Below are 24876 nucleotides of genomic sequence, written 5' to 3'. Positions count from 1 at the left end.
GAGATTTTTTATGAAAAGAGGTTTGTCAGATGACTCATAAATCTAATCATTTAATCAAAGAAAAATCCCCATACCTACTCCAACACGCCCATAATCCTGTGAACTGGTTTCCTTGGGGCGAGAAGGCATTCGAAAAAGCCAAACAAGAAAACAAACCAATCTTCCTCTCTATTGGATATAGCACATGTCATTGGTGTCATGTCATGGCCCATGAGTCCTTTGAAGACGGGGAAGTTGCTGCAATTTTAAACGAAAATTACATCTCTATCAAAGTCGACCGGGAAGAGCGTCCGGATGTGGATTCAGTTTATATGAAGGTTTGTCAGATGATGACAGGTCATGGTGGTTGGCCTTTAACCATTTTCATGACACCTGACAAGATTCCTTTTTATGCGGGCACTTATTTTCCGAAAGAAAGTAAATACGGAAGACCCGGAATAATGGAAGCACTCACTCAGCTGCATGAAAAATTCACCCGGGATCCTAATCATATTGCGGAAGTTACGCAAAGTGTGACCAATGTACTTCAAAAAACAGTGACAGCAAAAAGTAAAAATCGCCTAACTAAAGAGTCGGCTGAAACAGCATTTCAGCAGTTAGGGAATAATTTTGATTTTACAAATGGTGGATTCGGAGCTGCACCAAAGTTTCCAACACCACAAAATTTACTGTACTTGCTGAAATACTATCATTTTACAGGGAAAACAGCTGCGCTTAAAATGGTTGAAAGCAGCTTACAGTCAATGGCTGCAGGTGGAATTTTTGACCATATTGGATTTGGGTTTTCCCGATATTCCACTGATGAGAAATGGCTTGTTCCCCATTTTGAAAAAATGCTCTATGACAATGCACTCTTGTTGATTGCTTACACGGAATGTTATCAAGTAACCAAAAATCCTTTTTATAAGAAGATTAGTGAGCAAATCATTACATTTATAGAGCGTGAAATGACCAGTTCAGCTGGTGCTTTTTATTCCGCGATCGATGCTGATTCAGAAGGTGTGGAGGGTAAGTATTATGTGTGGGATTATGAGGAGATTTTCGATATTTTGGGCGAAGAACTCGGAGAAATATACACAGATATATATGACATCACGCCAAATGGTAATTTTGAAGGGAAAAATATTCCAAATCTGATCAAAACGAATCTGGAGTCGTCGGCACTTGAGAATAACCTATCAATCGAGGGACTTCAAGAAAAACTGGAAAAAGCAAGAGTAAAACTGCTGGAGACTAGGGAAAAAAGAATTTATCCACATGTGGATGATAAAGTTTTAACAGCTTGGAATGGTATGATGATTGCAGCACTTACGAAGGCTGGCAAGGTTTTCCGAGTGAATGACTATGTTCAAAAAGCTGAAAAAGCAATGAATTTCATTGAGGACAAACTTTTCAGTGATGGCAGGTTAATGGCTCGTTACCGTGATGGGGAAACAAAATTCAAAGCTTATATTGATGATTATGCTTTTCTTTTATGGGGATATATTGAAATATATGATGCAACATTTTCGATAAAATACCTGAAAAAAGCACGGGAGCTTTCAGACCAGATGATCGATTTGTTTTGGGATGAAAGGGATGGTGGCTTTTACTTTAGTGGCAAGGATAGTGAAGCTTTGATTGCTAAGGATAAAGAAGTTTACGATGGTGCGATCCCTTCAGGCAATAGTGTCGCAGCAGTAATGCTAACAAGGCTGGGTTATTTAACCGGGGAGACAGATTATTTGGACAAAGTGGAAGAAATGTATTATAGCTTTTTTGATAATCTTGGGGAGTATGCTTCTGCAAGTCCATTTTTTGTCCAAAGCCTGCTACTGACGGAAAACCCTACAAAGGAAGTTGTTATTATCGGTTCGGAAAAAGATCTACAAAGGGAAAAATTATTGCAGCAATTACAGGATAAATTCCTGCCCAATGTTACGATCATTAATACAGAAAATCCTGAACAATTATCAGAAGCAGCCCCATTTGCTACTGAATATAAACAAATCAATAATGCAGCTACCGTTTACGTTTGTGAAAATTTTGCCTGTCAGCAGCCAACAACTGATATGGATAAAGCATTGCAGATGATTTTAGAATAATATACAAACATTAAGTGGCGTATCCTTACAAAGGAATGTCACTTATTTTTTCCGAAAAAATCATGTATACTTAACACATAATACATTAAAGGAGCACACCTAATGATCAAAGTAAAAATGAATGTCCAAACAGCATACCATGGTGACCTGCTGCGTGCAGGAAAAATCTATGAAATTGATGAAACAGTTGCGAAGCGCTGGATTGCCAGCAAGATTGCGGTAAAAGCTGAGGAAAACTAAGCCAAGAATTCGATATTTTCTGCATGGATTTCGCTAGTAATATGAGCTATACTTGAACGAAGGAGGTGAAGAAAATGAGTGAAGAACGTTTTGACCGTTTAGAGAAACGCTTTGATCTTCAGGATCAGAAATTTGATCAGATGGGGAAACGCTTTGATCTTCAGGATGAGAAATTAGACCGCATGGAGAATATGGTAACACAGCTAATTACGACAGTAGCAAAAGTAGTGGAAGAACAAAATGCTCAGGGTAAAGAACAAAACGCTATGAAAGAAGAACAAGCTTCTATTCGTGAAGAACTAACTACAGTAAAATTAGAGCAGAGATCTATGAGGGAAGAAAGCAAGTCCCGCCATCATGTGGTTATGGGGAAATTACAAAGCATAGAATCGGATCAGGATCACATCTGGGAGAAAGCAGTTCGAAATGAAAGAGAGTTTGCCAGATTCAAAAATCAATTTAACTTTTAATTAGAATCCTCCGCGAAGATTGATTCCCTACTCCCGCAAGAATTACTTCATAGAATAATTTCCCATACCAAACGCAAGAAATCCCCGCTACAGCCAGCCATTTGTAACGGGGATAACTTTCACTCAATTTTCAACTATTTCACGAAACCTCCTCAATGCTACTGGTTCTTTTCCTTTCTGTTTTTTCTATTAGACAATAAGTTCCATATAACTATTGACATTATAGTAGTTATTGACTATATTTATAATAATTAGATTTTTCTATATAAACGCTTCATCCGGAAGGGGTTTATTGTTTTGGAGGTAAACAAAAACATTACCACAGAACAAAAAAGCATGAATGACATCATTACAGAAATAGAAAAGGACTTTTTCATTGGAAGAAAACATGAGATTGAAGTTTTCCAGCAGTTTATCCAATCAGATAATCCTTATGAAAAAGTGCTTAGCATTTATGGTACCGGTGGAATTGGTAAAACCTATCTATTATCAAAGTATTCCAGCATTGCTGAAGAAAACGGGGTACTTTTTTTAAAGCTGGACAGCGAAGATTTTCCCCATACGCCTTCAGGATTTGCCGAGTATTTACTCACTCTACTTGAATTGAAAACAAGCAATGTGACCTACCATAATCAAAACAATCTGCAAAATTGTTTTGAAAATCTCGAGGATCTGGCAATAGAACGCAGAATTATTATTGCCATTGATACGTATGAAAAAATGGATGATCTTGATCGGTGGTTTCGACAACTCTTTGTCCGGCATGCTGATTCAAGTATATTTTTTATTCTGGCGGGACGGCAAGCTTTAAAAGGAGAATGGAAAGAGTCCCCTGCTTGGAGGAGGATAACAAAACAGCTGGAACTGAAGGATTTCAGTCTCGCGCAAACAAGCTCGTATTTAAGTCATTACGGAATTAAAAACAAACATCATATTAAGTCCTTATGGCAATTTACTGAGGGGCACCCACTCACTTTGTCCCTTGCAGCAATTACGGATGAAAAGCCGGAGATAGATCCAGCTGATCAATTAACGGAAAACATTCCTCAAATTTTAATGGAGTTAACTAGAAGATGGCTGCTTGAGGTGAAAAGTGAGAATTTGCATAATTTGGTTGAAGCTGCGGCAATTCTGCATCACTTTGATCAACAAAGCCTGTCCTCCATTTTGAATCGTGAAGTCAGCTTATCGAAATTTCATGAACTTACATCTTTATCCTTTATCAAGCCTACAAGAAGTGACTGGGCGATGCATGATTTAATACGGGATGCTATTCGAGTTGAGTTAAAACATCGAAATCCCGAGCGGTTTAAAGCCTTGAGTGAGCGAAGTGCCGCATTTTACTATCACAAGACAATTTCCACCCGATCACGTCACGATATTGCTCAGTTTTTTTATCATCTTGGGGATGAGTTTATTCAATCTGCCTTTTTTCAAGACTCGATTGACACAACAATGTATTTTGAACAAGTGGAATCCTATAATTTCCATGAAGTTACAGATTTCTTTGAATATAAAAAAGGAAATGTATCAACAAGTGATGTGCAGTTCTATAATAGAGGAACAAATAATTCCTATCATTTCCATGCATCTTTACAGCATAATCAAAAAGAACTGGAATTGATGAACGCAGAATATATTGAAAAAATGGGGAAACATGTGGCACGTATTTTAAAAAACGAATATGGCGAGACGCTGGGACTTTCCATTCTTGTACCAATTAATGAAAACACACTGCCCCACTTAACAAAAGAGCCTGTCTCGAGAGCCTTTTTTTCGCGACTGACTGAAAGCGAAAAGAAGGAATTTGCTGTTCCAGAAGACAGAAATGCCGGATGGTTTATCCGAATGCTTGACTATGTTGATTCATCAAATACAGAAGCTCGTTCCTTTTCACTATATAATTTATTTCCATTGCTGCTATCCGGAGGGAAAATTATTGTTTCTACTCCTTTACCTTTTTTCCAGCACTTACTTAAGAACTTTGGATTCCAGGAGGTTCCAGACGCTCTGCACTACGATTACGGAGAGAACTATCCATCATCAACCTATATACTAGATGTGAGCGGTCCAAAATTAGCTGTTTATTTAAAGCAATTCACTTCTAAAGATTCGGTTAGCAATCAAATCGAAATGATTACTAGTACTTTTGCATTCACTGATCGCGAAGTGGATATTGTTAAACTGATTCTCGATGAAAAAAGCAATGCCGAAATTGCAAGTCAGCTCTATATTGCAGAAGTAACGGTGAAGAAACATATTACCCGAATTCTATCCAAGGCTGAAGCCAGGAACAGAACCCAGTTGATCAAAAGAATTATGGAAATTATTTAATTGGTTTTTAAAGGGGGAGACAGACGTGATGTACTGACTCCCTTGATTATTATTTTAACAATTTGTACTTCCCTATGATTGGTAAAGGTTTTTCCTTGCCATTTGCTGCATTAATAATCCCCATCACAGCAAATATTACAAGAACCAGACTACCAAACGGCAAAATTAATAACCACCCGATAAATGGCAAAACAGTTCCAAGAACAGATACCCCAATCCAACAAAGAAATAATATAAGTCCCTGATTTGCGTGATACATAGCAAACTTCGAGTCTTTTGCTGCAAGAAGCGGAATAAAGAAAATAATATATGCTAGAATAGCCATCCCTTTATTTTCCTTTACATCAGCAGATTCTTCCTGCTGAATTACTACAGGTGTTTCCTCTGTATTCATTTCTTTTGACATTACAACACCTCCCTATGCCAATTGCTTCATGTTTACTAAATAAAAAGTAATGAAAAAGCTATCCTGATTGGCTTCGACGTTATGAAAATAATAACACGGTATGCACATGATGTAATGTATACCTAGGTATATAATGTGAGTTTTCAGTAAATTTGTTGAGTGGAGTTTTTCTGGATGAGTGATGTATTGAGGTACCTGAATTTAACGTTTCATTGTTTTTTCCTTTTCGCTAGCCAGTTTTAGAAATTGGAGTACTTCACTTTTACTTAATCCTGATTCTTTCGCAAGTGTAATCAAATAAACCCATTCCTGATCATATGTAAGACTTTTGACTGGTATTTGTTCATTAACCAACCCATTTCCCCCTCACCCTAACTTCCCTTTAACTGAATTTATCTTAGCATAGTCCTTTAGCGGTGTAATGTATCCCTGGGTATACAATTTAAAAAGGCACCCATACCATGAATGAGCGCCCTGTTTAAAACTACCCTTTTTCGTCTGCTATGCATTGCTCACGCAGCTTACCTATTTGCAAAAAATTCTTCTGCCCTATCCAGGAATACTTCCTGATCTGGTGTGAGATCATATTCTTCCTCGATTGCTTCAACCGGACAAACTGCTTTACATGCACCACAATCTATACAAACATCCGGGTCTATGTAAAACTGATCCGGCCCTTCTTCGATACAATCTACTGGACAAACACTCACACACTCTGCTGATTTCTCCGGACCACAGGGATCCAAAATTACAAAAGCCATCTATATGATACCTCCCTTATATGCTATCAAAAAGTTTCTATCTCTGATTTAATGATACATGAAAATGTAATAGCAAGTAAACAGCTTTACCAAAAATATAATATGTTTAACTAGTGCCCTGTAGCGGGAATGTGATAACTAAATTAGACTAAAGGAGTTTTTAATAGATGAAGACCTATAGTGTAGCACCAAATGTAGATGCCACAAGCTGGTTCGTAAAATTAGAAGATGTGGCACCAGAAGAAGTATATGATGCGAAAGATGATGCCATAGCTGCTGCAGAAAAAATGGCGAAGGAAAACAGTCCAAGTAAGGTGGAAATTTTAGATAAAAATCATAATATAGTGGAAAAGAGAAGATATTGAGAGGGATGCTCACTGTTGGAGTGAGCATCCTTTTTCATTACCTAGAATTGCTGAAACAAGAGCTAGTCTAAATGTGAACTTCAGCATTTCCTCAGATTCCATACAAAAAAAGACTCCCTGCCTTGTGCAGAGAGTCTCCATCATACTATTTCTTCAGCTTAGCCAGCTGTTCGGCTAATGCGTTGTTCGCAAAGCCTTCATCCTGTTTCTTCAAATATTGATTCACATCTTTTTTCGATACTTTATGCTTTTTCTCCTGCTGTTTTCGCTTATTAAAGGTGGACAGCTTTTCACGATGACCACATTTGCATATGAACATTTGCCCTTCACCTTCCCCACGTAATTCCAGGCGTTTATGGCAATTTGGACAGCGGGCGTTTGTTTGTTTGGCAATATTTTTCTTGTGTCCACATGAACGATCCTGACAGACGAGCATGCGCCCATGTTTATTATTGATTTCCAGCATCAGTTTGCCGCAGTCCGGACATTTCGTGCCAGTCATGTTGTCATGCTTAAATGTTTCGTCACTGCCTTTTATTTCCTGAACAACTTCTTTCGCATAGCTCTTCATTTCGGAAATAAATTTGTTCTTGTTTAATTTCCCTTCAGCAATCTGTCCAAGCTTTTGTTCCCATTCTGCTGTGAGTGCAGGTGAACGCAAATCCTCCGGTACCAGATCAAGCAGCTGTCGGCCTTTGGAAGTGATGAAAATATGCTTGCCCTTCATTTCCATATACATCCCATTGAACAGCTTTTCAATAATATCGGCACGTGTTGCAACAGTTCCAAGACCACCAGTTTTATTGATTGTACTTGCTAAATGCTTTTCTTCAGAGCTCATGTAACGTACGGGATTTTCCATCGCCTGAAGCAGTGCCCCTTCTGTAAATCGCTCTGGCGGTTTTGTTTCGCCCTCTGTCATGGAAATCCGCACGTTCATGGCATCACCTTTTTCAACCACAGGCAATTGCTGATCATCACTGCCGTCACTGTCTTCAAAACGATTATCATAGATTTCCTTCCAGCCCTGCTTCTTAACAATCCTGCCTTTTGCGGAAAATCGCTCATTTTCGATTTGTGCTGTGATGGTTGTTTGTTCATATTCATATGGATCTGACAAGACTGCTAAAAACCGCTTCACAACAAGATCATAAATTTTACGTTCTTTATCATTCAACTCATCCAGAATCACATGCTGTTCTGTCGGGATGATTGCATGATGGTCAGAAACCTTCGCATTATCGACAACAGACTTCCCAAGTTTGAGGTCCTTTCGCGCAATTTTACCGGAAAAACGGGCATATTCATCAACCCCGCAGGCTTTCACACGATCCTTCAATGTTGGCACAATATCTGTTGTAATCACCCGTGAATCAGTCCTTGGATATGTCAAAACTTTATGCTGTTCATACAATTTTTGCATCAGGGATAAAGTTTGTTTTCCGGAATAGCCAAAAATTCGGTTCGCATCCCGCTGCAATTCAGTCAAATCATACAGCTGTGGAGCAAATTTCTTTTTATAGGCTTTATTTATGTCAACTACTTTTGCCGGCTTACTTTTCAGATTGCCAAGCAAGTCGTCAACTCTTTTTTTATCAAAAATTCGGCTGTTATTTTTCCCGTCCAGCCAGGTAAGTTTAAAGCCTTTATTCGTTTTCGCTTCCAGTCCATAAAACTTCTTCGGTTTGAATTCTTTAATTTCCTTCTCACGTGCAGCGATCATCGCCAGAGTAGGTGTCTGAACCCGCCCACTGGAAAGCTGTGCATTAAATTTGGTTGTCAGTGCACGTGTCGCGTTGAGTCCTACATACCAGTCCGCTTCTGAACGTGCCACTGCTGATTCATATAAATTTTCATATTTTGCCCCCGGTTTTAACTGTTTAAAGCCATCACGAATCGCTTTGTCAGTAACGGATGAAATCCATAATCGCTTCACAGGCTTGTTAACACGTGCTTTTTCCAAAATCCAGCGTGCCACCAGTTCCCCTTCACGACCAGCATCTGTTGCGATAACAATCTCACTTACGTCTTTTCGGTTCAGCTGTGTTTTCACTGAACTAAACTGCTTACCAGTCTTCTTGATCACAACCAGTTTCAATTGGGATGGCAGCATTGGCAGATCATCAAGCTTCCATGTTTTGTATTTATCATCATACACTTCAGGATCAGCCAATGTGATTAAATGACCGAGTGCCCATGTCACAATATATTTTGATCCTTCCAGGTAACCATTGCCTTTTTTATTGCAATTAAGTACACGTGCAATGTCCCGGCCAACGGAAGGCTTTTCTGCTAATACAACTGTTTTACTCATTTTATAAAAATCCTCTCTGTAAAAAAACATCTATCATAACTTTACCATAAGTGGGTGCTTACGTGCAGGTAGTGAAGTGGAATTCATTTTCGTGCGCTCCTCGAAGTTCAATGTTACTCACATCGCCGGCGACTATTCCATACAATAATCTAGAATTATAGCAAAGGAATTGGTAGAATGCTTTTTTATACGGGGTTATTTCTGTTAGTAATTGCTGTAAGTTTGGATGGTTTTGGTGTTGGGGTGACCTATGGAATGCGTAAAATCATCGTTCCATTCAATGCATTGTTCATTATTATGTGCTGCTCAGGAATTATTGTGCTACTGGCAATGACAATAGGATCTCTCCTTAGTTCATTTATATCACCGGATATCGCTAAAATAATCGGTGGAAGTATTTTAATTTTTTTAGGACTTTTTTCGCTTTATAATATTGTTCGTCCGAAACGGGAAAATACTTCGGACGAATCGAATCAAAACATATTAACAGCTGTCCTGACAACGCCGGACAAAGCAGATCTGGATCAGTCAGGAATCATTTCTGCCAACGAAGCTGTATTGCTCGGCGCTGCGCTTGCCCTGGATGCATTTGGCGCAGGGATTGGTGCTTCGATGCTTGGCTATTCGCCAATTTTAACTGCTATTCTTATTGCATTCATGAGTGGATTATTTGTTTTCTGCGGTATTCGAACAGGAATTCTGTTATCCAAAAACAAACAATTACAGGGCATGACTTTTTTGCCACCAATATTATTAATTGCACTGGGGTTTTTCAATATTCTATAACGCTTTAACCAGCCCACCATCCACAATAAGTGACTGTCCTGTTATATACGTATTTGCACCGGAGGCTAGAAATACAACAGCTTTTGCAAACTCATACGGCTGTCCATAGCGTTTCATCGGAATTTTCTGCTCGGCATTTTTTCTTAATGATTCTGTGGAAATATTTTGCTTGTTAGCTCGCACCTGATTCAATTCCAGAATGCGGTCTGTTTCAATTGTGCCTGGTCCAACTGTATTCACTAAAATATTATCTTCACTCAGTTCCTGAGCCAATGTTTTAGCAAGTCCAACGATGCCTGGTCTCATCGTGTTTGAGAGTACCAGGTTATCAAGACTTTGCTTAATGGACGATGAAGCTAAATTAACAATATGTCCGCCATTCTGTTTTTTCATAAAAGGTACAGTCTCACGAATCGTTCTAACAAAACTGAGTAAATTCAATTCAAATGCGTGGTACCAATCTTCATCGGTCATATCCAAAAAGCTGCCTGCAGGTGGACCACCAGCATTATTAATTAATACATCAACTCCACCATTCCATTCAACTGCTTTATTCACAAGCTGCTTGATATCCGCTGCACTTTTCATATTACAAACAGCAAAATCTATTGATTCATTTCCTGACATCTCTTTGATTTCGTTCACTGTTTCACGCAAAGTCGTCTCATTCCGGCTGCTGATTAAAACATGTGCACCCTCTTTTGCAAATTCTGTCGCTACAGCTTTACCCAGTCCTTTACTTGCAGCTGTTACAATTACTGACTTTCCTTTTAAACCAAAATCCATTCTTCCCACTCCCCTATTAGGTTTATCATATTCTTTGAACTGTGAAGTTTCACTCAGCAGTATTCCACCTGCAATGTAAAAAGTAATGCAATATTAGAAAACTTGGCATTCGCTTTAGGTTGGGCGAATGTCTTAGTTGCACTTATGCAGTAAGGAAGTATTTTATGCTTTCTACCTAAAAATACCCGAACTCTCTAACTTCATTATAAAGAAGGGAGTTCGGGTATTGCAAAGTTATAGTCTTTATTTTTAGAGTAATGAAATAATCCAGCCAATTACAACAATTGCACCAATAATCATTAATATAGTACGTAACATTTTTTTCATCCTTTCTCGGGAGGGAAATCAGGTTTCACTTATAATGCTCATGTCTATAAGTTACCCATAATTGAAAAGATGAAAACATCAGCTTTATCTTCAGGTGATTATGTTCAATAAAATTGTTAATGTAACAATACTGATTAGTGTAGCTAAAAATGTAATGCTTGAAACCAGATCCGGTTCGGTATCAAATTCAATGGCATACATCGTTGTCGTAGCGGCTGTTGGCATTGCTGAAATAATAATTAATACTGTCCCGATTATTGGATCCACATCAACCAACGTTATGAATCCAAATGCTATCAATGGTGCAACGATCATTTTTAGGCTTACAGAAGAGATGATTACCTGCCAATTTAGACTTAATGCTGTAATGGAAGCGAGCTGCATGCCGAGCATGACCATCATAACCGGAATTGCTGCATTACCAACCATGGATAATGTGGAATGGATGGATTCAGGCACCCCCACTGAAAATTGCTGAAAAACAAATGCCAAAATTGCCGCATAAGTTGTCGGCATTTTCATCACATTTACAAATGCACGTTTCATCCCACTCGTACTGCGAGATGCATAGTATACGCCGAAGAAATTATTCTGCAAAGCCTGTACCACCATAATAAATATCGCATATGGCAGGGCTGTCTCCCCTACACTGAACAGCACAACGGGAAGTCCATAATTTCCTGAATTCATAAATCCCGAAGCTAATATGGAAGCACTCTCCACAGATGTCGACCACTTAAAAATGCGGGCAAGTATTTTATTCAAAAGAACCATGATAAAAAATAGGACGAACATATAAATAAAAATAATCAAAAATCCACTATCAAAGTCAGCATCGTACAAAGATACAAATACTAAAGCTGGTGACAATATGTACAATGTCACTGCTGAAATCGACTTCACATCCAGAAGTCGGATTCTTTGCAGGATAAACCCCGAAGTAAATATAGCCATAATAGGTAAAATAACATTTAAAAATAAACTCATGATGACAACTCCATTAAATAATTAGAACATTTATAAGTCTATCATACTAAAAAGCACCTGTCCCCCTGCTCCTCTAAAGCATTAAAGCACGCAAAAATTTAAATTCACTTCTTGACATATCTTTTAAGTATGTATATATTGTATATAGTGTATATATACAATTAAAAACGAGGGATTATTCCATGAATATTCTAATTGCAAGCAATAGTAAGGAGCCACTTTTCCAGCAAATCAAGGAACAAATTATACTGCATATTTTTTCAGGCGAACTGAAAGAAGGCGATGCACTTCCTTCCATGAGGGTGTTGGCGAAGGATCTGAAAGTCAGTGTGATTACAACAAAGCGGGCTTACGAAGACCTTGAAAAGGAAGGTTATTTAATTTCCGCTGTTGGTAAAGGAACATTTGTCGCCGGGCAGCAGCCTCATGTGCTCAAGGAATGGCAGGTTCGCGAGCTGGAAAATGAGTTGGAAAAAATTGTACTTGAGGGAAAAAGACTTGGCTTAACGAAAGCGGATTTATTTGAGTTGATATCTATTTATTTTGAAGAGGAGTTGTAATATGAATACGGTTGAATTTCATAATGTCACAAAGAAACGTAAGGGGTTTTCTGTTGAAGATTTAAATATAACCATACCTAAAGGCTATATAACAGGTTTTATTGGTCCAAATGGAAGTGGGAAAACAACTACAATTCAACTGATGATGAACATTTTGCAAGTGGACGAAGGGGACATTCAACTCTTCGGCAGGAGTCACAAGGATCATCATGTCAAACAAAAAATTGGATTTGTGTATGATGACCTTTATATGTACGAAGAATTTACCATTAAAAAGATGAAATCCTTTATTGCGCCTTTTTATGAAACCTGGAACGAGGAATTATTTCAGGAAAATCTTGCAAAATTTGAATTGCCATTAAGAAAGAAAATAAAGCACTTTTCTAAAGGGATGAAAATGAAATGCTCGTTATTATTTGCACTATCACATGAACCGGAATTTATCGTCATGGATGAACCAACCTCTGGGCTTGATCCTATTTTCAGAAGAGAATTACTCGATCACCTTCAGGAATTGATGGTGAATGAAAATCAAACGATATTTCTCTCAACCCATATAACGACAAACTTGGATCGTATGGCAGATTATGTTGTATTCATTTTTCAGGGTAAAGTTATTTTTCAAAAGAGCATGGAGGAATTACAGAGCCAGTTTCATATTATTAAAGGAAAATCAGACATCATTGATGCTGATACAAAAGAATTATTTTCCGGTCTCCAGAAAACAAAAATCGGATTTAGCGGGTTATTTGAAGGGGATCCATCTATTTTCGACCCATATGGCGAAGAAATTATTATTGAGAAAGCAGCACTTGAAGATATTATGTATTTCATGACACGAAAGGAGAATTGATTCGTGGTTCAATTAATAAAGAAGGAATTTCAGTTAAATCTTATCTATATAATTTTTCTTATTCTATTTATCCCATTATCCTTTGTAATGAATATGCCCAGTACTTCTTTATACATTGGTACAATACTAGGTTTTATTTTTAATGCATTTTACTATGACAGCAAAAATCATGTTAATCGATTCACAGCAAGCCTTCCTTTCAGAAAAAAATATATCGTCCTGGGTAAATATGTATTCTTTCTTATTGTTACTTCAGCTTTTTTACTATACGTTTGGCTGATTGACAAAATTGCCCGATTCGGATTGCCGTACCTGGAATCAAAACCGATGGATTGGTTTATAGTTTTATTAATATTTACTTCCATTGCAATGATGCTGTCCATTTCGATTCCGATTTATTATGTTTTCCAGTCCTATATAAAAGCCTTTTTAATTCAAATTATTCTATTGTTTTCAATCATATTTGGTATCGTAATTATCATTGGAAACCCATATATTCAGGTAAGTGATAAGATAATACGCTTCATCCTTGATATCATCGACCTGCAACCTGTTCTTATTCTTATTGGTTTTTCGCTTGGTAGTCTATATCTTTCCTATAGGCTGGCTTCATGGATTTATGTAAAAAAAGACATTTTGTAAAGGAGGTACAGAAATGCTGCAGCTAATCAAACAGGATTTATTTATAAACACCTGGATAACCTACCTGTCCATACTATTATTTTTATCAATAACATATTTCGTATTTTTACCGCCTATTTTCATGTTTATCGCAACTGCTTTAACCCTTATTATCGCACTGTTTTATTATGATGATCGTGCAAATGTGAATAAGTTCCTGAGAAGCCTACCTATTCAGGCTTCTCAGGTTGTCAAGCGAAGGTACCAATCTATTATGCTGTTATCCATTTGCATCATCCTGTATCAATGGATAATCGGTTATGCGATAATATCCTTCACTGATCTCGATCGATATATCTACGGCTGGAAGGATATTATTGTATGTTTCAGCATTGGCGTAATCATAATAGCTATTACTGTTCCCTTCTTCTACCTGTTTCGATCATTTACACTATCTGTTGGCTGTCTAATGGTTCTCTTGATGCTAGGAAGTTACTATTCATTAACACCACTTGTGACGGTATTGGAATTGGAAGAAGTGATTATTTTTAATGAACTTGATCCTGGCTTTGTATTGGTAGTGGAAAAATATATACCGTACCAGCCATTTATCATTTTAGTGCTGGCTTCGGTTGTAATCTTTTATCTATCCATGAAACTATCACAACTGCTCTATTTGAAAAAGGATCTTTGAAATTTGACAAATATTGAGGCATGTGATATTCTAGTCAAGTTAACAAATTGAAGTAACAAATAAGTCATCTGGCATTCTACAATGTTTTTGAAGATGCTTATTCACACTGGCGCGACTAAGGGGTCGCAAGGACGTAAGAGCAGGTAGGGCTTACGTTGCTTAAGTTAAAAGACAACCAGTGGAACATGTACCGCGGTAAAGTGAAATTCGATAAGAGTTTAGAAAAAAAGAAGTTAATGTTATTCCATGATACATTAAAGAAATGCTTAAATGAGCACACCAAATGAGAATTTCCCACCCGAATTCATCGGGATTAAAAATAAAAATGAAACTTATGTGTTACTTTAGAATTCAAAGGGGTACTCTTAATAGAAGGGTACCCCTTTTCCAATACATACATAAAAGAAAGAAGGTTGAGCTATGTTACCACTGGGAACCATTCAAACAATGACTGTATTACGAAAAATCGACTCAGGATATGTTTTGCAAAAAGATATGGAAGAAGCCTTGTTGCATCATAATGAAACGGAAATCGAGCTGGAGCCTGATCAGCAGGTAGAAGTTTTTCTATACTCCGATAAAAAAGGAAATATTACAGCAACAACACAATTACCCACTGTGCAAATGGATGAATTTGGCTGGGCTGATGTTGTGGAGGTTATTCCAAATCTCGGAGCATTCGTCAACATTGGCACGACGAAAGAAATGCTTGTTTCAAAAGATGATCTGCCATTATTTGAAAACGTTTGGCCTGAGGCAGGCGACAAACTATTTGTTACATTAGGTAAGGATCAAAATGGGAGACTACTTGCCATCCCTGCAACAGAAGGCGTTTTTGCAAGAGAAATAGCGCTTGCTCCAGATGAATTACTGAATCAAAAAGTATCCGGCAACGTTTACCGTACGGATAGAGAAGGTTCAGCTATTATAACAGAAGAAGATTATCGTGGATTCATCCACCATACCGAGCGTAAAGTGGAACCCCGCCTGGGAGAATTGGTTGAAGGTCGTGTAATCGAGGTAAAAGAAGATGGCACATTGAATGTTTCACTCCGGCCATTGAAGCAGCATAGTATGGGCGAAGATGCAGACGCCATTTTAGAACAGCTGGAACTTGGTGATGGAGTAATTCCTTTCAGTGACAAAAGTGATCCAGAAGATATCCGTGGGACTTTCAATATAAGTAAAGCAGCTTTCAAACGTGCACTCGGAAAATTAATGAAAGAAGGAAAAATTGAACAGCTTGATGGGAATACGTATTTGAAATAACATCAGCTCGAGGGCTGGGGCATCAGCTCATCAGCGAGAACATCAGCCCGTGAGCTGGTTTACAATCCATGTTTCACATATATTTTGCCCACAAAAAAAGAGCGATCCGTCGCTCTTTTTTTATTCTTACTTAAGCATTTGCATTGTTTGCATTGGAATCTAAAATGGATGTAACAATTAGTCCGATAGCTGCTGCGAATAGGGATGCAATTCCCCATCCACCTAAGCCTGCTCCCATAACTTCAACTTTGTCCATAAGGGAAGCAAGACCGAGGAATAGTAGGCCTGCAATAATGAAAACGAAACTTGGATAATAGCAAGTATACTTTTCCTTTGGTGAAGCTTTAAGAAGAACAATGTTAATTACAACAATAGCTACTGTTAAAATAGCCCCTATTAGAAAGACTGATTGTATCATGATTTTTCACCTCATAAAATAAATATGTATCTTTATATAGTCTACAATTGAACCCGAATAAAGTCAATTGAACCGGACATTTTTTTCTTAGCCTTTTTGATCTCAAGGAAAGTCATTTCACCAAATAATTGAATTTTTACACATATAGCTGAATAGGATAATAGTACAAACTTGAAAAGGAGGTATTTACTAGCATTTAATCACCTTTTAAAGGAGGATGTCATGAAGAAAAGTTTAGTTTGGCAAATTATTGCCGCGTTTATCCTCGCTATTATTGTTGGTTTAATTTTTGGAGAAAGAGCGAATTTTGTTCAGCCGATTGGTGATATATTTTTACGTCTTATTAAATTTATCATTGTTCCATTAATCCTTTCAACCATTATTGTTGGCGTAACCAGTGCAGGAGATATTAAAAAACTGAGCAGGTTAGGCGGTAAAACAATTTCCTTTTATTTAGTGACAAGTTTTATCGCAATAACAATCGGTCTAACTGCTGGATTTGTCATTTCACCTGGGACCGGCGCTGATATTACAGTTGAGGATACAGCAGTAGAACCAACGGAAACAGAAGGTGTCGTCCAAACATTATTAAATATTATTCCTACAAATCCAATGGAATCCTTAACGACAGGAAATGTACTGCAAATTATCTTCTTTGCCATTTTCTTAGGAATTGGTATCATATTAGTTGGCGAAAAGGCTGCTCCGGTACAGCGATTTTTTGATGGACTGGCAGAAATCATGTACAAAATTACTGCACTCATCATGATACTGGTACCTTTTGGTATTTTCGGCTTGCTTGCTCCGATTGTAGGAGAGTATGGAATATCCGTACTTCTTCCGCTAATCAAGTTAATTATTGCTGTACTAATAGGATGTGTCATTCATGCGGGAATTATTTATTCTTTAGCTGTAAAATCACTCGGAAAAATGAATCCGGTTCACTTTTTCAAAGGTATTTTCCCTGCAGCAGCTGTCGCATTCAGTACAAGCTCAAGCTCTGGTACGCTGCCTGTAACGATGAAAAACACACAGGAAAGTCTTGGTGTATCCAAGGAAACCAGTAGCTTTGTTCTTCCATTAGGTGCAACAATAAACATGGATGGAACAGCATTATACCAGGGGATTACTGTCGTTTTTATCGCACAATATTTTGGAATGGAGTTAACTTTTGCCCAAATTATGATGGTTGTATTAATAGGAACACTTGCTTCTATTGGAACAGCTGGTGTGCCTGGTGCTGGTCTTGTCATGTTAACGATGGTTCTTGCAGCAATTAACCTTCCACTTGAAGGGATTGCATTGATTGCCGGTGTTGACCGGGTGCTTGATATGATGCGGACATCTGTAAATATCATGGGTGATGCAACTGCAAGTGTTGTTGTAGAAGCATCGGAAAGAAAGCGGGAAGCAAAAGCTTCATAAAAAAACAAACCGTCACTTGAAGGGTTCCTCCCTAACAAGTGACGGTTCAGATACCTGAGTGTATCTATTCCACCGAATTACCTACTTCAATCAAGGCATTTTTTATATTTTCAATACCTAATTTATCAATCAATTCATTATCAATATCTGCTTTAATTGTATAATAATATTTATCGTCATACATAAATACCCTTAAATACTCTTCGTTGTACGAACCTTCCATGCCATTTGTTAATTCTATCGATTCATTTTCCTCATAATCATAAAAATCCGGTTCATTTTGATCTATTTCAAAATCGATTTTCACATCATTTTCGTTGTCACCATAATAATCTACAACATATTTATGTTTCATTTCATCATAATGATAAAGTGCATTCCTTGAAACAATTACATCCTGAATAGGCAATTCTGTTGGAAATGATACTTCATCAATTGGTAGCTCGTGCGGTATCTCTCCGGCCTTAGCCAGTGAATAAGCAACAGTAAAATATTCCTCTTCCGTAAAGTCTTCCCCTTCTATTGTATAGCACCATTCATCCTTTACAAAGGAAATTTCCCCTTCATCATTGCTGAATAAATAAAAATAGTAGTCTATGCCATCTTTCGTCTCTGTCAGCTCTAAATCATCATCAATACAAACAGCTGGATGGTCTTCACCTGTTCGGTCAACAGCGGTGAATGACATATCCTTCCGTACGGTAGAATCAGAAACAAATTTAATAGTTTGCCCATATCTGCCCGTATTCACTCGGTAGCTGATACTTTCAACCTCTTCCGGAAATTCAGTAGGGTACAGTACATTGGATATATTGTTCCAATTTTCCATGTAAAGATTGTTCACATCTTCTTCCACTGGTGATAATTCAATACTATCAGCAGTAGTATCACCTTCACCAGGGCTCGACTCGAGTTCCTCTAATTCCTCTGGTGTTGCCATGAAATCTGTAGTCTCATATGTACTGACATCACCGAGAGCTACCTTATATACATAATTTGTTTTTACTTCATCGCTTTTTTTATCACTGTATAATAAATAGTTTCCATCCGTAGATAATGTAAACTCATCTGCATATGTGCTTAAATCTAAATCAGGAATACGGTATGTTTCTTCATCCGGAATGGAATATATATATATTTCATCATCAGAATCCGTCAAAAGCACTCTCCCATTTTCATCAATATCACCAATACGATTATACTCAAATTCGGAAAAACTCTGGATCTCACCCGTCTCCAGATTGATAAAATTATGACTTTGGTATATTGGATCCGACGTATTTTCACTTATTTTGATAAAAGCATATTTTCCATCAGGAGAGAATCTTTGGCTATAAAGATAGAGTTCTTCTGTTTCAAATTGCTCCTGATAGGAATCAAGATTGAGGATTTCCTGTAATTCACCTGTACCCCTATCTACTAAATAAAGCCGATAAAATGCATTGATTAGAATTTTTTGACCATCATTGGAAATAGCAAAATTCTCAAATACTTCATCTTCAATACCGGTTAATTTCGGTAAAGAATATTCCTCTGTTTGCTTATTTTCCACATTGTATATGGATAATAGATCCCCATCGATTGATTTCAAGACTACTTCCATATCATTTGTAATCCCCATAACATCTGTACCATAGTCTTCAAATTCAGGCTCTTCATGAATGATCTCATCTTTTTCTAAATCATAAATCATAAACGCATGATCCATTTTCAGGCATTTAACAATCAGATACTGCCCATTTGGCGAAATATTCTCCTGTTGACAAGCCTCTTCTTCATCCCCTGATGTTGAAAGCTCCCTCAGTTCCACTGCATCTTTTCCACCATATACGACATAGTCATACCTTTCATCATCTCGTTTTATCGTTTCTTTTGTATTGAATAAAACGGTACTTGCATCATATGAACTAGTAATATTATGAATTTCATACCGGTCATCTTCCCCTTCTTCATAGGAAAATAAAACCTCCGGCTCCAATGGTGCTTCCGCGTTGGATGTTTCTTCTGCAACAGGTGTTTCTTCATTTGATGAATCCGAAGAACATGCCGCTAATAAAATAATTAAAATTACCAAACCAAAATAATATATTTTTCTGGTCATTTTGTCCCTCCTGTTAGTGACTTAAATTACCTATATTATTGTATCAAACATTGGATTGGTAAATATTAGAATTTAAGCTATTTAGCAAAAATGAGCTTTTTTAACTACATATTCAACTGGAAAAATACTAAAAAAATTCATAAATGATTATATAGTCATAGGACTTTAAGCTAAAAAATCTGTCAATCATCTTATTCAGACAACCAACAGACATTTTTAATTATTTTGTATGAACTCTCCCTACCTGGCCATCTTCTAAACGAACTTTAATTCCATGTGGATGAAACTGGGAATTTGTCAGTAGATCTTTAACAATCCCGCTTGTCGTTTTACCTGTTCTTTGATCCTTTTTTAGAACAATTTCCACTTCTAATCCAGGATAAATATTTTTCCGATGTCTTCCATCAATTGTCATTTGCTTCCCACCCTATTTTTGGATCTCGAATATATCTTCAAGTTTTTCATGTAAATATGCGTGGCTGTCCGCCACCCCAATATTATAAAACATTGGTGCGAGCTCTTCCATAAAAAACTCCAGCATAAGCATTGCCGCTAAATCGCCAATCTCTTCATCCCGTTCTTTTTCGAAATAGCCTTTGATTGATCCAATCATTTCGTCTTTTTGTTCTTTAGTTAGTTCGAATTTTGGTTTCATGGAAATCTCCTTTATGTATAATATTATCTATAGTTTATCACTAATCGCCTGATATTTTGAAACAATAGAAGACATGGCATTTATCAAGACTATTGCCGAATGCCCCATAAAATAGTTTTACAACTTGTATCTATACTGAAACAGGAATTCACACCCCCAATGTCGAATACTATATAATTATACAGAAGGAGGACTACATATGTTAAAATTCGAAGACTATAAGTATGAACGGCCGAATCTACAAGCGGAAAAGGATAAATTTACCGTGCTTTTGAATACCTTTAAGAATGCTGATTCATTGGAAGAGGCAAACAAAGCAATTGAAGGAATAAATGAATTTCGTAATAGGTTATCAACTCTATTTAATCTGGTTTACGTACGGGCGTCAATCGATACTAATGACGAATACTACCAGAAAGAGCGTGACTTTTTTGATGAATTAGAGCCTGAGATACAAGCATTGAATACGGCATTTTATAAGGAATTAGTTACTTCAGGGTTTCGTGAAGAACTGGAAAACCGATGGGGTTCACAATTATTCCGGATTGCTGATTTTGAAATGAAGTCTTTCTCACCGGAAGTCATTCATTTGCTTCAAAAGGAAAATAAATTATCATCCGAATACTCCAAGCTTGTAGCATCTGCAGAAGTGGATTTTCAGGGAGAAACCTATACACTTGCCCAGCTTGCTCCATATACTGAAGTCAAGGATCGGTCTATTCGCAGGGAAGCAGTTAATGCAAGTGCCGGATTTTTTGAAAGTCATGCAGCTAAATTTGATGATCTTTATGACCAGCTTGTAAGAGTCCGCCATGAAATAGCTACAACACTTGGATATAAAAATTTTGTAGAGCTTGGCTATCTTCGCATGCAAAGAATTGATTATGACGGGAGTATGGTCGAAGTTTTCCGTAAGCAGGTTCGTGATTTTATTGTACCATTAGTTTCAAAGCTGTATGAAAAACAGGCTAAGCGCATTGGTGTGGAGAAATTAAAATTTTATGATGAAAACTTTAAATTCAAAAATGGGAATGCGAAGCCAAAAGGGTCACCTGATTGGATTATTGAAAATGGAAAACAAATGTACGAGGAATTATCTGATGAAACCAATGATTTTTTCCACTTTATGCTGGATAGAAATCTAATGGATCTGGAAGCCAAGAAAGGAAAAGAAGCTGGCGGATATTGTACTTTTATCGAAGACTACCAATCCCCATTTATCTTTTCAAATTTCAATGGTACCTCTGGAGATATTGATGTACTTACACATGAGGCCGGACATGCCTTTCAGTTTTATTCCAGTCGCAATATCGGAATTCCTGAATACCTGGTCCCCACCAGCGAATCAGCCGAAATACATTCCATGAGCATGGAATTTTTCACATGGCCATGGATGGAGTTATTTTTTAAAGAGGATACAGATAAATACAAATATGCACATCTGGCAGATGGACTTCAGTTCCTGCCATATGGTGTTGCCGTGGATGAATTCCAGCATCTTGTTTATGAAAACCCGGAATGGACACCGGACCAGAGAAAGCAAGCTTGGAAAAAGCTGGAGGAAACCTATCTGCCACATCGCGATTATGATGGAAATGCTTATTTAGAAGCAGGCGGGTTCTGGCAGCGTCAGGGGCATATTTATGAAGTGCCATTTTATTATATTGATTATACACTGGCACAAATCTGTGCATTCCAATTTTGGAAAAAATCACGATCAAATCAGGAAGAAGCTTGGAGTGATTATATTAATTTATGTAAATTAGGTGGGTCAAAATCCTTCCTTGGGCTTGTGGAAGCTGCAAACCTGAGCTCACCATTTAAAGAAGGAACTGTTGAAGAAGTTATTGGTACGATTGAGGCATGGCTTGATTCAGTGGATGACAAAGCATTATAAATAAAATGTAACATCAATAATAAGCACCCTGGATATCCATTCCGGTGGTGCTTTTTTATGCTTGAAACAAGGCCTTCAGTTACAGTTAGATGTAGATTAATACCAGATTCTGTCCATCTATGATAAAATCTACTTATATTTGATTACATATATAAAGGAGAACTTCATGAATTACAAAATACTTTTTCTCGATATTGATGGAACCATTTTAAAACCGGATCACACCTATACGGAATCAACAAAGCAGGCAATTTCCCAACTGCAGAAGCAGGATATAGAAGTATTTTTATGTACTGGTCGACCATCACATGAGGTTAAGGAACTTGCTGAAGAACTGAATGTCGAGTCGATCATTGGATATAATGGTGCCTATGCTGTGTATCAAAATGAAACTGTAGTTGATGAACCGATGGGCAAAAGCGCAATCGGCAAGTTTCTAGATGCTGCTCAGGCAAATGGACATGAGATGGTACTGTACACATCGGAAAATAACTATTTTACATCACTTGACAGCCCTATCGTTAAAAATTTTATAGATATCTTTCAGTTGAAACGAAATAAAATATATACGAATGGTGTAGCCGATCAAATTTTAGGTGCAACTGCAATGAATTTAAATCAAGAGCAGGCAGCACTTTACGAACATGATGCAAATATCCAACTTTCCCAGGTAAACGTTGAAGGCGCACAGGACAGCTTCGATATTATCCGTAAAAATGTGAACAAAGGTGAAGCCATAAATAGGATACTTCAACGCTTGAACTTATCCGCAGAACAGGCAATCGCTTTTGGAGACGGAATGAATGACAAAGAGATGCTTCAGGTTGTCGGTGAAGGATTTGCTATGGAAAATGGCGATCCGGCACTATTCGAATACGCAAAACACAAGACAAGCTCTGTAACGAATTCAGGGATTTTTAATGGATTAAAAAAGTTAGGGTTAGTGCAATAATGGATGATGCAGAAAAGCCTTTCATGATTTGTCATGAAAGGCTTTTTTTGAGGTATTGCTGATATATTTTCTTTCCGGACGATATATTCGCTCTCCGGAGGATATTTTCTCTCTCCAGACGATATATTCTGGCTCCGGATGATATATTCGCTCTCCGGACGATATATCTGCTCTCCGGATGATATATTCTGGCTCCCGATGATATATTCGCTCTCCGGACGATATGTCCTGGCTCCGGATGATATATTCGCTCTCCGGACGATATATCTTGGCTCCGGATGATATATTCGCTCTCCGGAGGATATATCTTGGCTCCGGAGGATATATCTTGGCTCCGGACGATATATTCTGGCTCCGGATGATATATTCGCTCTCTGGAGGATATCCTCGCTCTTCGGATGATATATCGTCCTCCAGCCACACATCCACACGCTCCCCCAATAAACCTACAACAAAAACCCACCATACAACAGCGCTCCAGCTATTACAAATGCGGGATGCACCTTAAACCGTTCCATCAGTAAGTAACTTACAACTGTTATAATGGCTGTCTGCCATATTCCTATTCCCTCATAGGATTCAAATAAAAAGCGCCAGGCCATTACACCAAGTAATATTGCAATAACCGGTCTCACATAAAGAGTTAACCGTTTTACTTTAGGAGAATCTTTGTATTTAGTAAGTAGTCCAAGCAATAATATCATGATGATCAGTGAAGGTGCTACAGCGGCAAAAACTCCAATCACTGCACCTAAGATACCACCAACATCATAACCAATATATCCTGCCATTTTGGTTGCAATTGGCCCTGGCAATGAATTTCCCAGTGCCAGCACTTCACTGAATTCCTGAACACTCATCCATTCAAAGCGTGTAACGACTTCATTTTCAACAAGTGGGATAGATGCAGGTCCCCCACCATATCCGAGTATTCCTGGAATAAAAAACGCTTGAAATATTTCCCAATATTTCATCATGATGGATCACCTTCTTTTGCTGGGTCATCGTTTTTCGGTTTATCTTTTTTCAACAACGCGATGAGTATCAATGCACCGATAATAATTCCTGGATGTACAGATAAAAATTGCAGCAGGACAAAAATGATGAGCCCCATAATTCCTGTCTGTATCCAGCCCATTCCTTTTCCAGCTTTATCAAGGAATTGCCAGGTTAAAACGGCAAGCATCACACCAACAACGGGTATCACTGCAGCGGTCATTCCCTGTACCCAGTCAAATTCTTTAATCGATGACAATGATGCGAGTAAAACGATCATTAAAACAATCGTTGGAAAAATAGTAGCTAATACAGCATTAATCATTCCCCAAAAACCGGAAACACGGTGGCCAATATATCCTGCCAATTTTGTAGCAATTGGCCCAGGCAATGTATTTCCCAGTGCCAACAAATCACCAAACTCCTCATCACTCATCCATTTATATTTACCCACTACTTCCTTATGGATTAAAGGAATCGATCCTGGACCACCACCATAACCAAGCATTCCTACACGAAAAAACGCAATAAATAAATTCCAATGTGTTTTCATATGTCACTAACCTTTGCAGTAA

Annotated in this window: 27 protein-coding genes; 14 read left to right on the top strand and 13 right to left on the bottom strand. The window is 37.8% G+C overall.

The window, feature by feature from the left end; all coding sequences use genetic code 11:
* Positions 1 to 29 precede the first annotated feature (29 nt).
* From CIL05_RS04405 to CIL05_RS04395, 4 genes are all read left to right on the top strand, one after another.
* Positions 30 to 2084, top strand: coding sequence for a thioredoxin domain-containing protein (locus tag CIL05_RS04405; RefSeq protein ID WP_095654291.1), 2055 nt, complete (start codon positions 30 to 32; stop codon positions 2082 to 2084).
* Positions 2085 to 2186: 102 nt separating this feature from the next.
* Positions 2187 to 2324 (top strand): hypothetical protein, encoded by a 138-nt coding sequence (locus tag CIL05_RS22035; protein WP_165769036.1) that lies wholly within the window; start codon positions 2187 to 2189, stop codon positions 2322 to 2324.
* 74 nt (positions 2325 to 2398) lie between these two features.
* On the top strand, positions 2399 to 2794 hold the full coding sequence (locus tag CIL05_RS04400; protein ID WP_095654290.1) for a hypothetical protein: 396 nt from the start codon (positions 2399 to 2401) through the stop codon (positions 2792 to 2794).
* A gap of 297 nt (positions 2795 to 3091) precedes the next feature.
* Positions 3092 to 5128, top strand: coding sequence for a LuxR C-terminal-related transcriptional regulator (locus CIL05_RS04395; RefSeq protein WP_095654289.1), 2037 nt, complete (start codon positions 3092 to 3094; stop codon positions 5126 to 5128).
* 49 nt (positions 5129 to 5177) lie between these two features.
* On the opposite strand, the gene CIL05_RS04390 is transcribed toward CIL05_RS04395, so the two are convergent.
* From CIL05_RS04390 to CIL05_RS04380, 3 genes are all read right to left on the bottom strand, one after another.
* A complete protein-coding gene (locus tag CIL05_RS04390) occupies positions 5178 to 5534 on the bottom strand; it encodes a DUF4870 domain-containing protein (RefSeq protein ID WP_240510105.1) in 357 nt (118 codons plus the stop codon).
* 201 nt (positions 5535 to 5735) lie between these two features.
* Positions 5736 to 5888, bottom strand: coding sequence for an anti-repressor SinI family protein (locus CIL05_RS04385; protein ID WP_095654288.1), 153 nt, complete (start codon positions 5886 to 5888; stop codon positions 5736 to 5738).
* Between the two features lie 167 nt (positions 5889 to 6055).
* The gene (locus CIL05_RS04380; protein ID WP_095654287.1) at positions 6056 to 6295 is read right to left on the bottom strand and encodes a ferredoxin family protein; all 240 of its coding nucleotides are present in this window, start codon (positions 6293 to 6295) and stop codon (positions 6056 to 6058) included.
* Positions 6296 to 6462: 167 nt separating this feature from the next.
* On the opposite strand from CIL05_RS04380, the gene CIL05_RS04375 reads away from it, so the two are divergent.
* Entirely contained in the window at positions 6463 to 6660 is a 198-nt protein-coding gene (locus CIL05_RS04375; RefSeq protein ID WP_095654286.1) for a DUF2188 domain-containing protein, read from the top strand.
* A gap of 145 nt (positions 6661 to 6805) precedes the next feature.
* Here the strand turns inward: CIL05_RS04375 and CIL05_RS04370 are convergent, their stop codons facing one another.
* Positions 6806 to 8974 carry a DNA topoisomerase III gene (locus CIL05_RS04370; protein ID WP_095654285.1) on the bottom strand — a complete coding sequence of 723 codons (2169 nt, stop codon included), beginning with the start codon at positions 8972 to 8974 and terminating at the stop codon, positions 6806 to 6808.
* 177 nt (positions 8975 to 9151) lie between these two features.
* On the opposite strand from CIL05_RS04370, the gene ytaF reads away from it, so the two are divergent.
* On the top strand, positions 9152 to 9760 hold the full coding sequence (ytaF, locus tag CIL05_RS04365) for a sporulation membrane protein YtaF (protein ID WP_095654284.1): 609 nt from the start codon (positions 9152 to 9154) through the stop codon (positions 9758 to 9760).
* Here the strand turns inward: ytaF and CIL05_RS04360 are convergent.
* Both CIL05_RS04360 and CIL05_RS04355 read right to left on the bottom strand, forming a co-directional pair.
* Positions 9755 to 10546, bottom strand: coding sequence for an SDR family oxidoreductase (locus tag CIL05_RS04360; RefSeq protein WP_095654283.1), 792 nt, complete (start codon positions 10544 to 10546; stop codon positions 9755 to 9757). The genes ytaF and CIL05_RS04360 overlap by 6 nt on opposite strands.
* A 417-nt stretch (positions 10547 to 10963) precedes the next feature.
* Positions 10964 to 11860 (bottom strand): AEC family transporter, encoded by an 897-nt coding sequence (locus CIL05_RS04355; protein ID WP_095654282.1) that lies wholly within the window; start codon positions 11858 to 11860, stop codon positions 10964 to 10966.
* 182 nt (positions 11861 to 12042) lie between these two features.
* Between CIL05_RS04355 and CIL05_RS04350 the strand changes: the two genes are divergently transcribed.
* The 5 genes from CIL05_RS04350 (at position 12043) to CIL05_RS04330 (ending at position 15857) form a co-directional block, all read left to right on the top strand.
* Complete coding sequence (locus tag CIL05_RS04350) at positions 12043 to 12420, top strand: GntR family transcriptional regulator (protein ID WP_095654281.1); 378 nt, start codon at positions 12043 to 12045, stop codon at positions 12418 to 12420.
* A gap of 1 nt (position 12421) precedes the next feature.
* A complete protein-coding gene (locus CIL05_RS04345) occupies positions 12422 to 13273 on the top strand; it encodes an ABC transporter ATP-binding protein (protein WP_095654280.1) in 852 nt (283 codons plus the stop codon).
* A 3-nt stretch (positions 13274 to 13276) separates the two neighbouring features.
* Positions 13277 to 13915 (top strand): ABC-2 transporter permease, encoded by a 639-nt coding sequence (locus CIL05_RS04340; protein ID WP_095654279.1) that lies wholly within the window; start codon positions 13277 to 13279, stop codon positions 13913 to 13915.
* Positions 13916 to 13928: 13 nt separating this feature from the next.
* Complete coding sequence (locus tag CIL05_RS04335; RefSeq protein WP_095654278.1) at positions 13929 to 14588, top strand: ABC-2 transporter permease; 660 nt, start codon at positions 13929 to 13931, stop codon at positions 14586 to 14588.
* Between the two features lie 420 nt (positions 14589 to 15008).
* Positions 15009 to 15857, top strand: a complete 849-nt coding sequence (locus CIL05_RS04330) for a CvfB family protein (protein ID WP_095654277.1) — start codon at positions 15009 to 15011, stop codon at positions 15855 to 15857.
* 130 nt (positions 15858 to 15987) lie between these two features.
* Here the strand turns inward: CIL05_RS04330 and CIL05_RS04325 are convergent, their stop codons facing one another.
* Positions 15988 to 16275 carry a hypothetical protein gene (locus CIL05_RS04325; RefSeq protein WP_095654276.1) on the bottom strand — a complete coding sequence of 96 codons (288 nt, stop codon included), beginning with the start codon at positions 16273 to 16275 and terminating at the stop codon, positions 15988 to 15990.
* A 222-nt stretch (positions 16276 to 16497) separates the two neighbouring features.
* On the opposite strand from CIL05_RS04325, the gene CIL05_RS04320 reads away from it, so the two are divergent.
* The gene (locus tag CIL05_RS04320) at positions 16498 to 17700 is read left to right on the top strand and encodes a dicarboxylate/amino acid:cation symporter (RefSeq protein ID WP_095654275.1); all 1203 of its coding nucleotides are present in this window, start codon (positions 16498 to 16500) and stop codon (positions 17698 to 17700) included.
* Positions 17701 to 17764: 64 nt separating this feature from the next.
* Here CIL05_RS04320 and CIL05_RS04315 read toward each other — a convergent pair whose 3' ends face one another.
* From CIL05_RS04315 to CIL05_RS04305, 3 genes are all read right to left on the bottom strand, one after another.
* Positions 17765 to 19801: a TolB-like translocation protein gene (locus CIL05_RS04315; RefSeq protein WP_095654274.1), complete on the bottom strand. Its 2037-nt coding sequence runs from the start codon at positions 19799 to 19801 to the stop codon at positions 17765 to 17767.
* Positions 19802 to 20021: 220 nt separating this feature from the next.
* The gene (locus CIL05_RS04310) at positions 20022 to 20216 is read right to left on the bottom strand and encodes a YwbE family protein (protein ID WP_095654273.1); all 195 of its coding nucleotides are present in this window, start codon (positions 20214 to 20216) and stop codon (positions 20022 to 20024) included.
* 12 nt (positions 20217 to 20228) lie between these two features.
* A complete protein-coding gene (locus CIL05_RS04305; RefSeq protein ID WP_095654272.1) occupies positions 20229 to 20456 on the bottom strand; it encodes a DUF2164 domain-containing protein in 228 nt (75 codons plus the stop codon).
* A gap of 199 nt (positions 20457 to 20655) precedes the next feature.
* Here CIL05_RS04305 and CIL05_RS04300 point away from each other — a divergent pair, with 199 nt between their 5' ends.
* Together CIL05_RS04300 and CIL05_RS04295 are read left to right on the top strand one after the other, a co-directional pair.
* Positions 20656 to 22353, top strand: coding sequence for a M3 family oligoendopeptidase (locus CIL05_RS04300; RefSeq protein ID WP_095654271.1), 1698 nt, complete (start codon positions 20656 to 20658; stop codon positions 22351 to 22353).
* A 166-nt stretch (positions 22354 to 22519) separates the two neighbouring features.
* Positions 22520 to 23305 (top strand): Cof-type HAD-IIB family hydrolase, encoded by a 786-nt coding sequence (locus CIL05_RS04295; protein WP_095654270.1) that lies wholly within the window; start codon positions 22520 to 22522, stop codon positions 23303 to 23305.
* Between the two features lie 21 nt (positions 23306 to 23326).
* Here the strand turns inward: CIL05_RS04295 and CIL05_RS04290 are convergent, their stop codons facing one another.
* From CIL05_RS04290 to CIL05_RS04280, 3 genes are read right to left on the bottom strand one after another with little or no spacing between them, the layout of a single operon-like run.
* A complete protein-coding gene (locus CIL05_RS04290; protein WP_095654269.1) occupies positions 23327 to 23734 on the bottom strand; it encodes a hypothetical protein in 408 nt (135 codons plus the stop codon).
* A 17-nt stretch (positions 23735 to 23751) separates the two neighbouring features.
* Complete coding sequence (locus CIL05_RS04285; protein WP_095654397.1) at positions 23752 to 24279, bottom strand: chromate transporter; 528 nt, start codon at positions 24277 to 24279, stop codon at positions 23752 to 23754.
* Positions 24279 to 24854 (bottom strand): chromate transporter, encoded by a 576-nt coding sequence (locus tag CIL05_RS04280; protein ID WP_095654268.1) that lies wholly within the window; start codon positions 24852 to 24854, stop codon positions 24279 to 24281. Before CIL05_RS04280 ends, CIL05_RS04285 begins: the two co-directional genes overlap by 1 nt.
* Positions 24855 to 24876 lie beyond the last annotated feature (22 nt).

The organism is Virgibacillus profundi (assembly GCF_002287375.1).
GTDB lineage: Bacteria > Bacillota > Bacilli > Bacillales > Amphibacillaceae > Virgibacillus_K > Virgibacillus_K profundi.
This window is presented reverse-complemented; position numbering and strand designations above follow the sequence as displayed.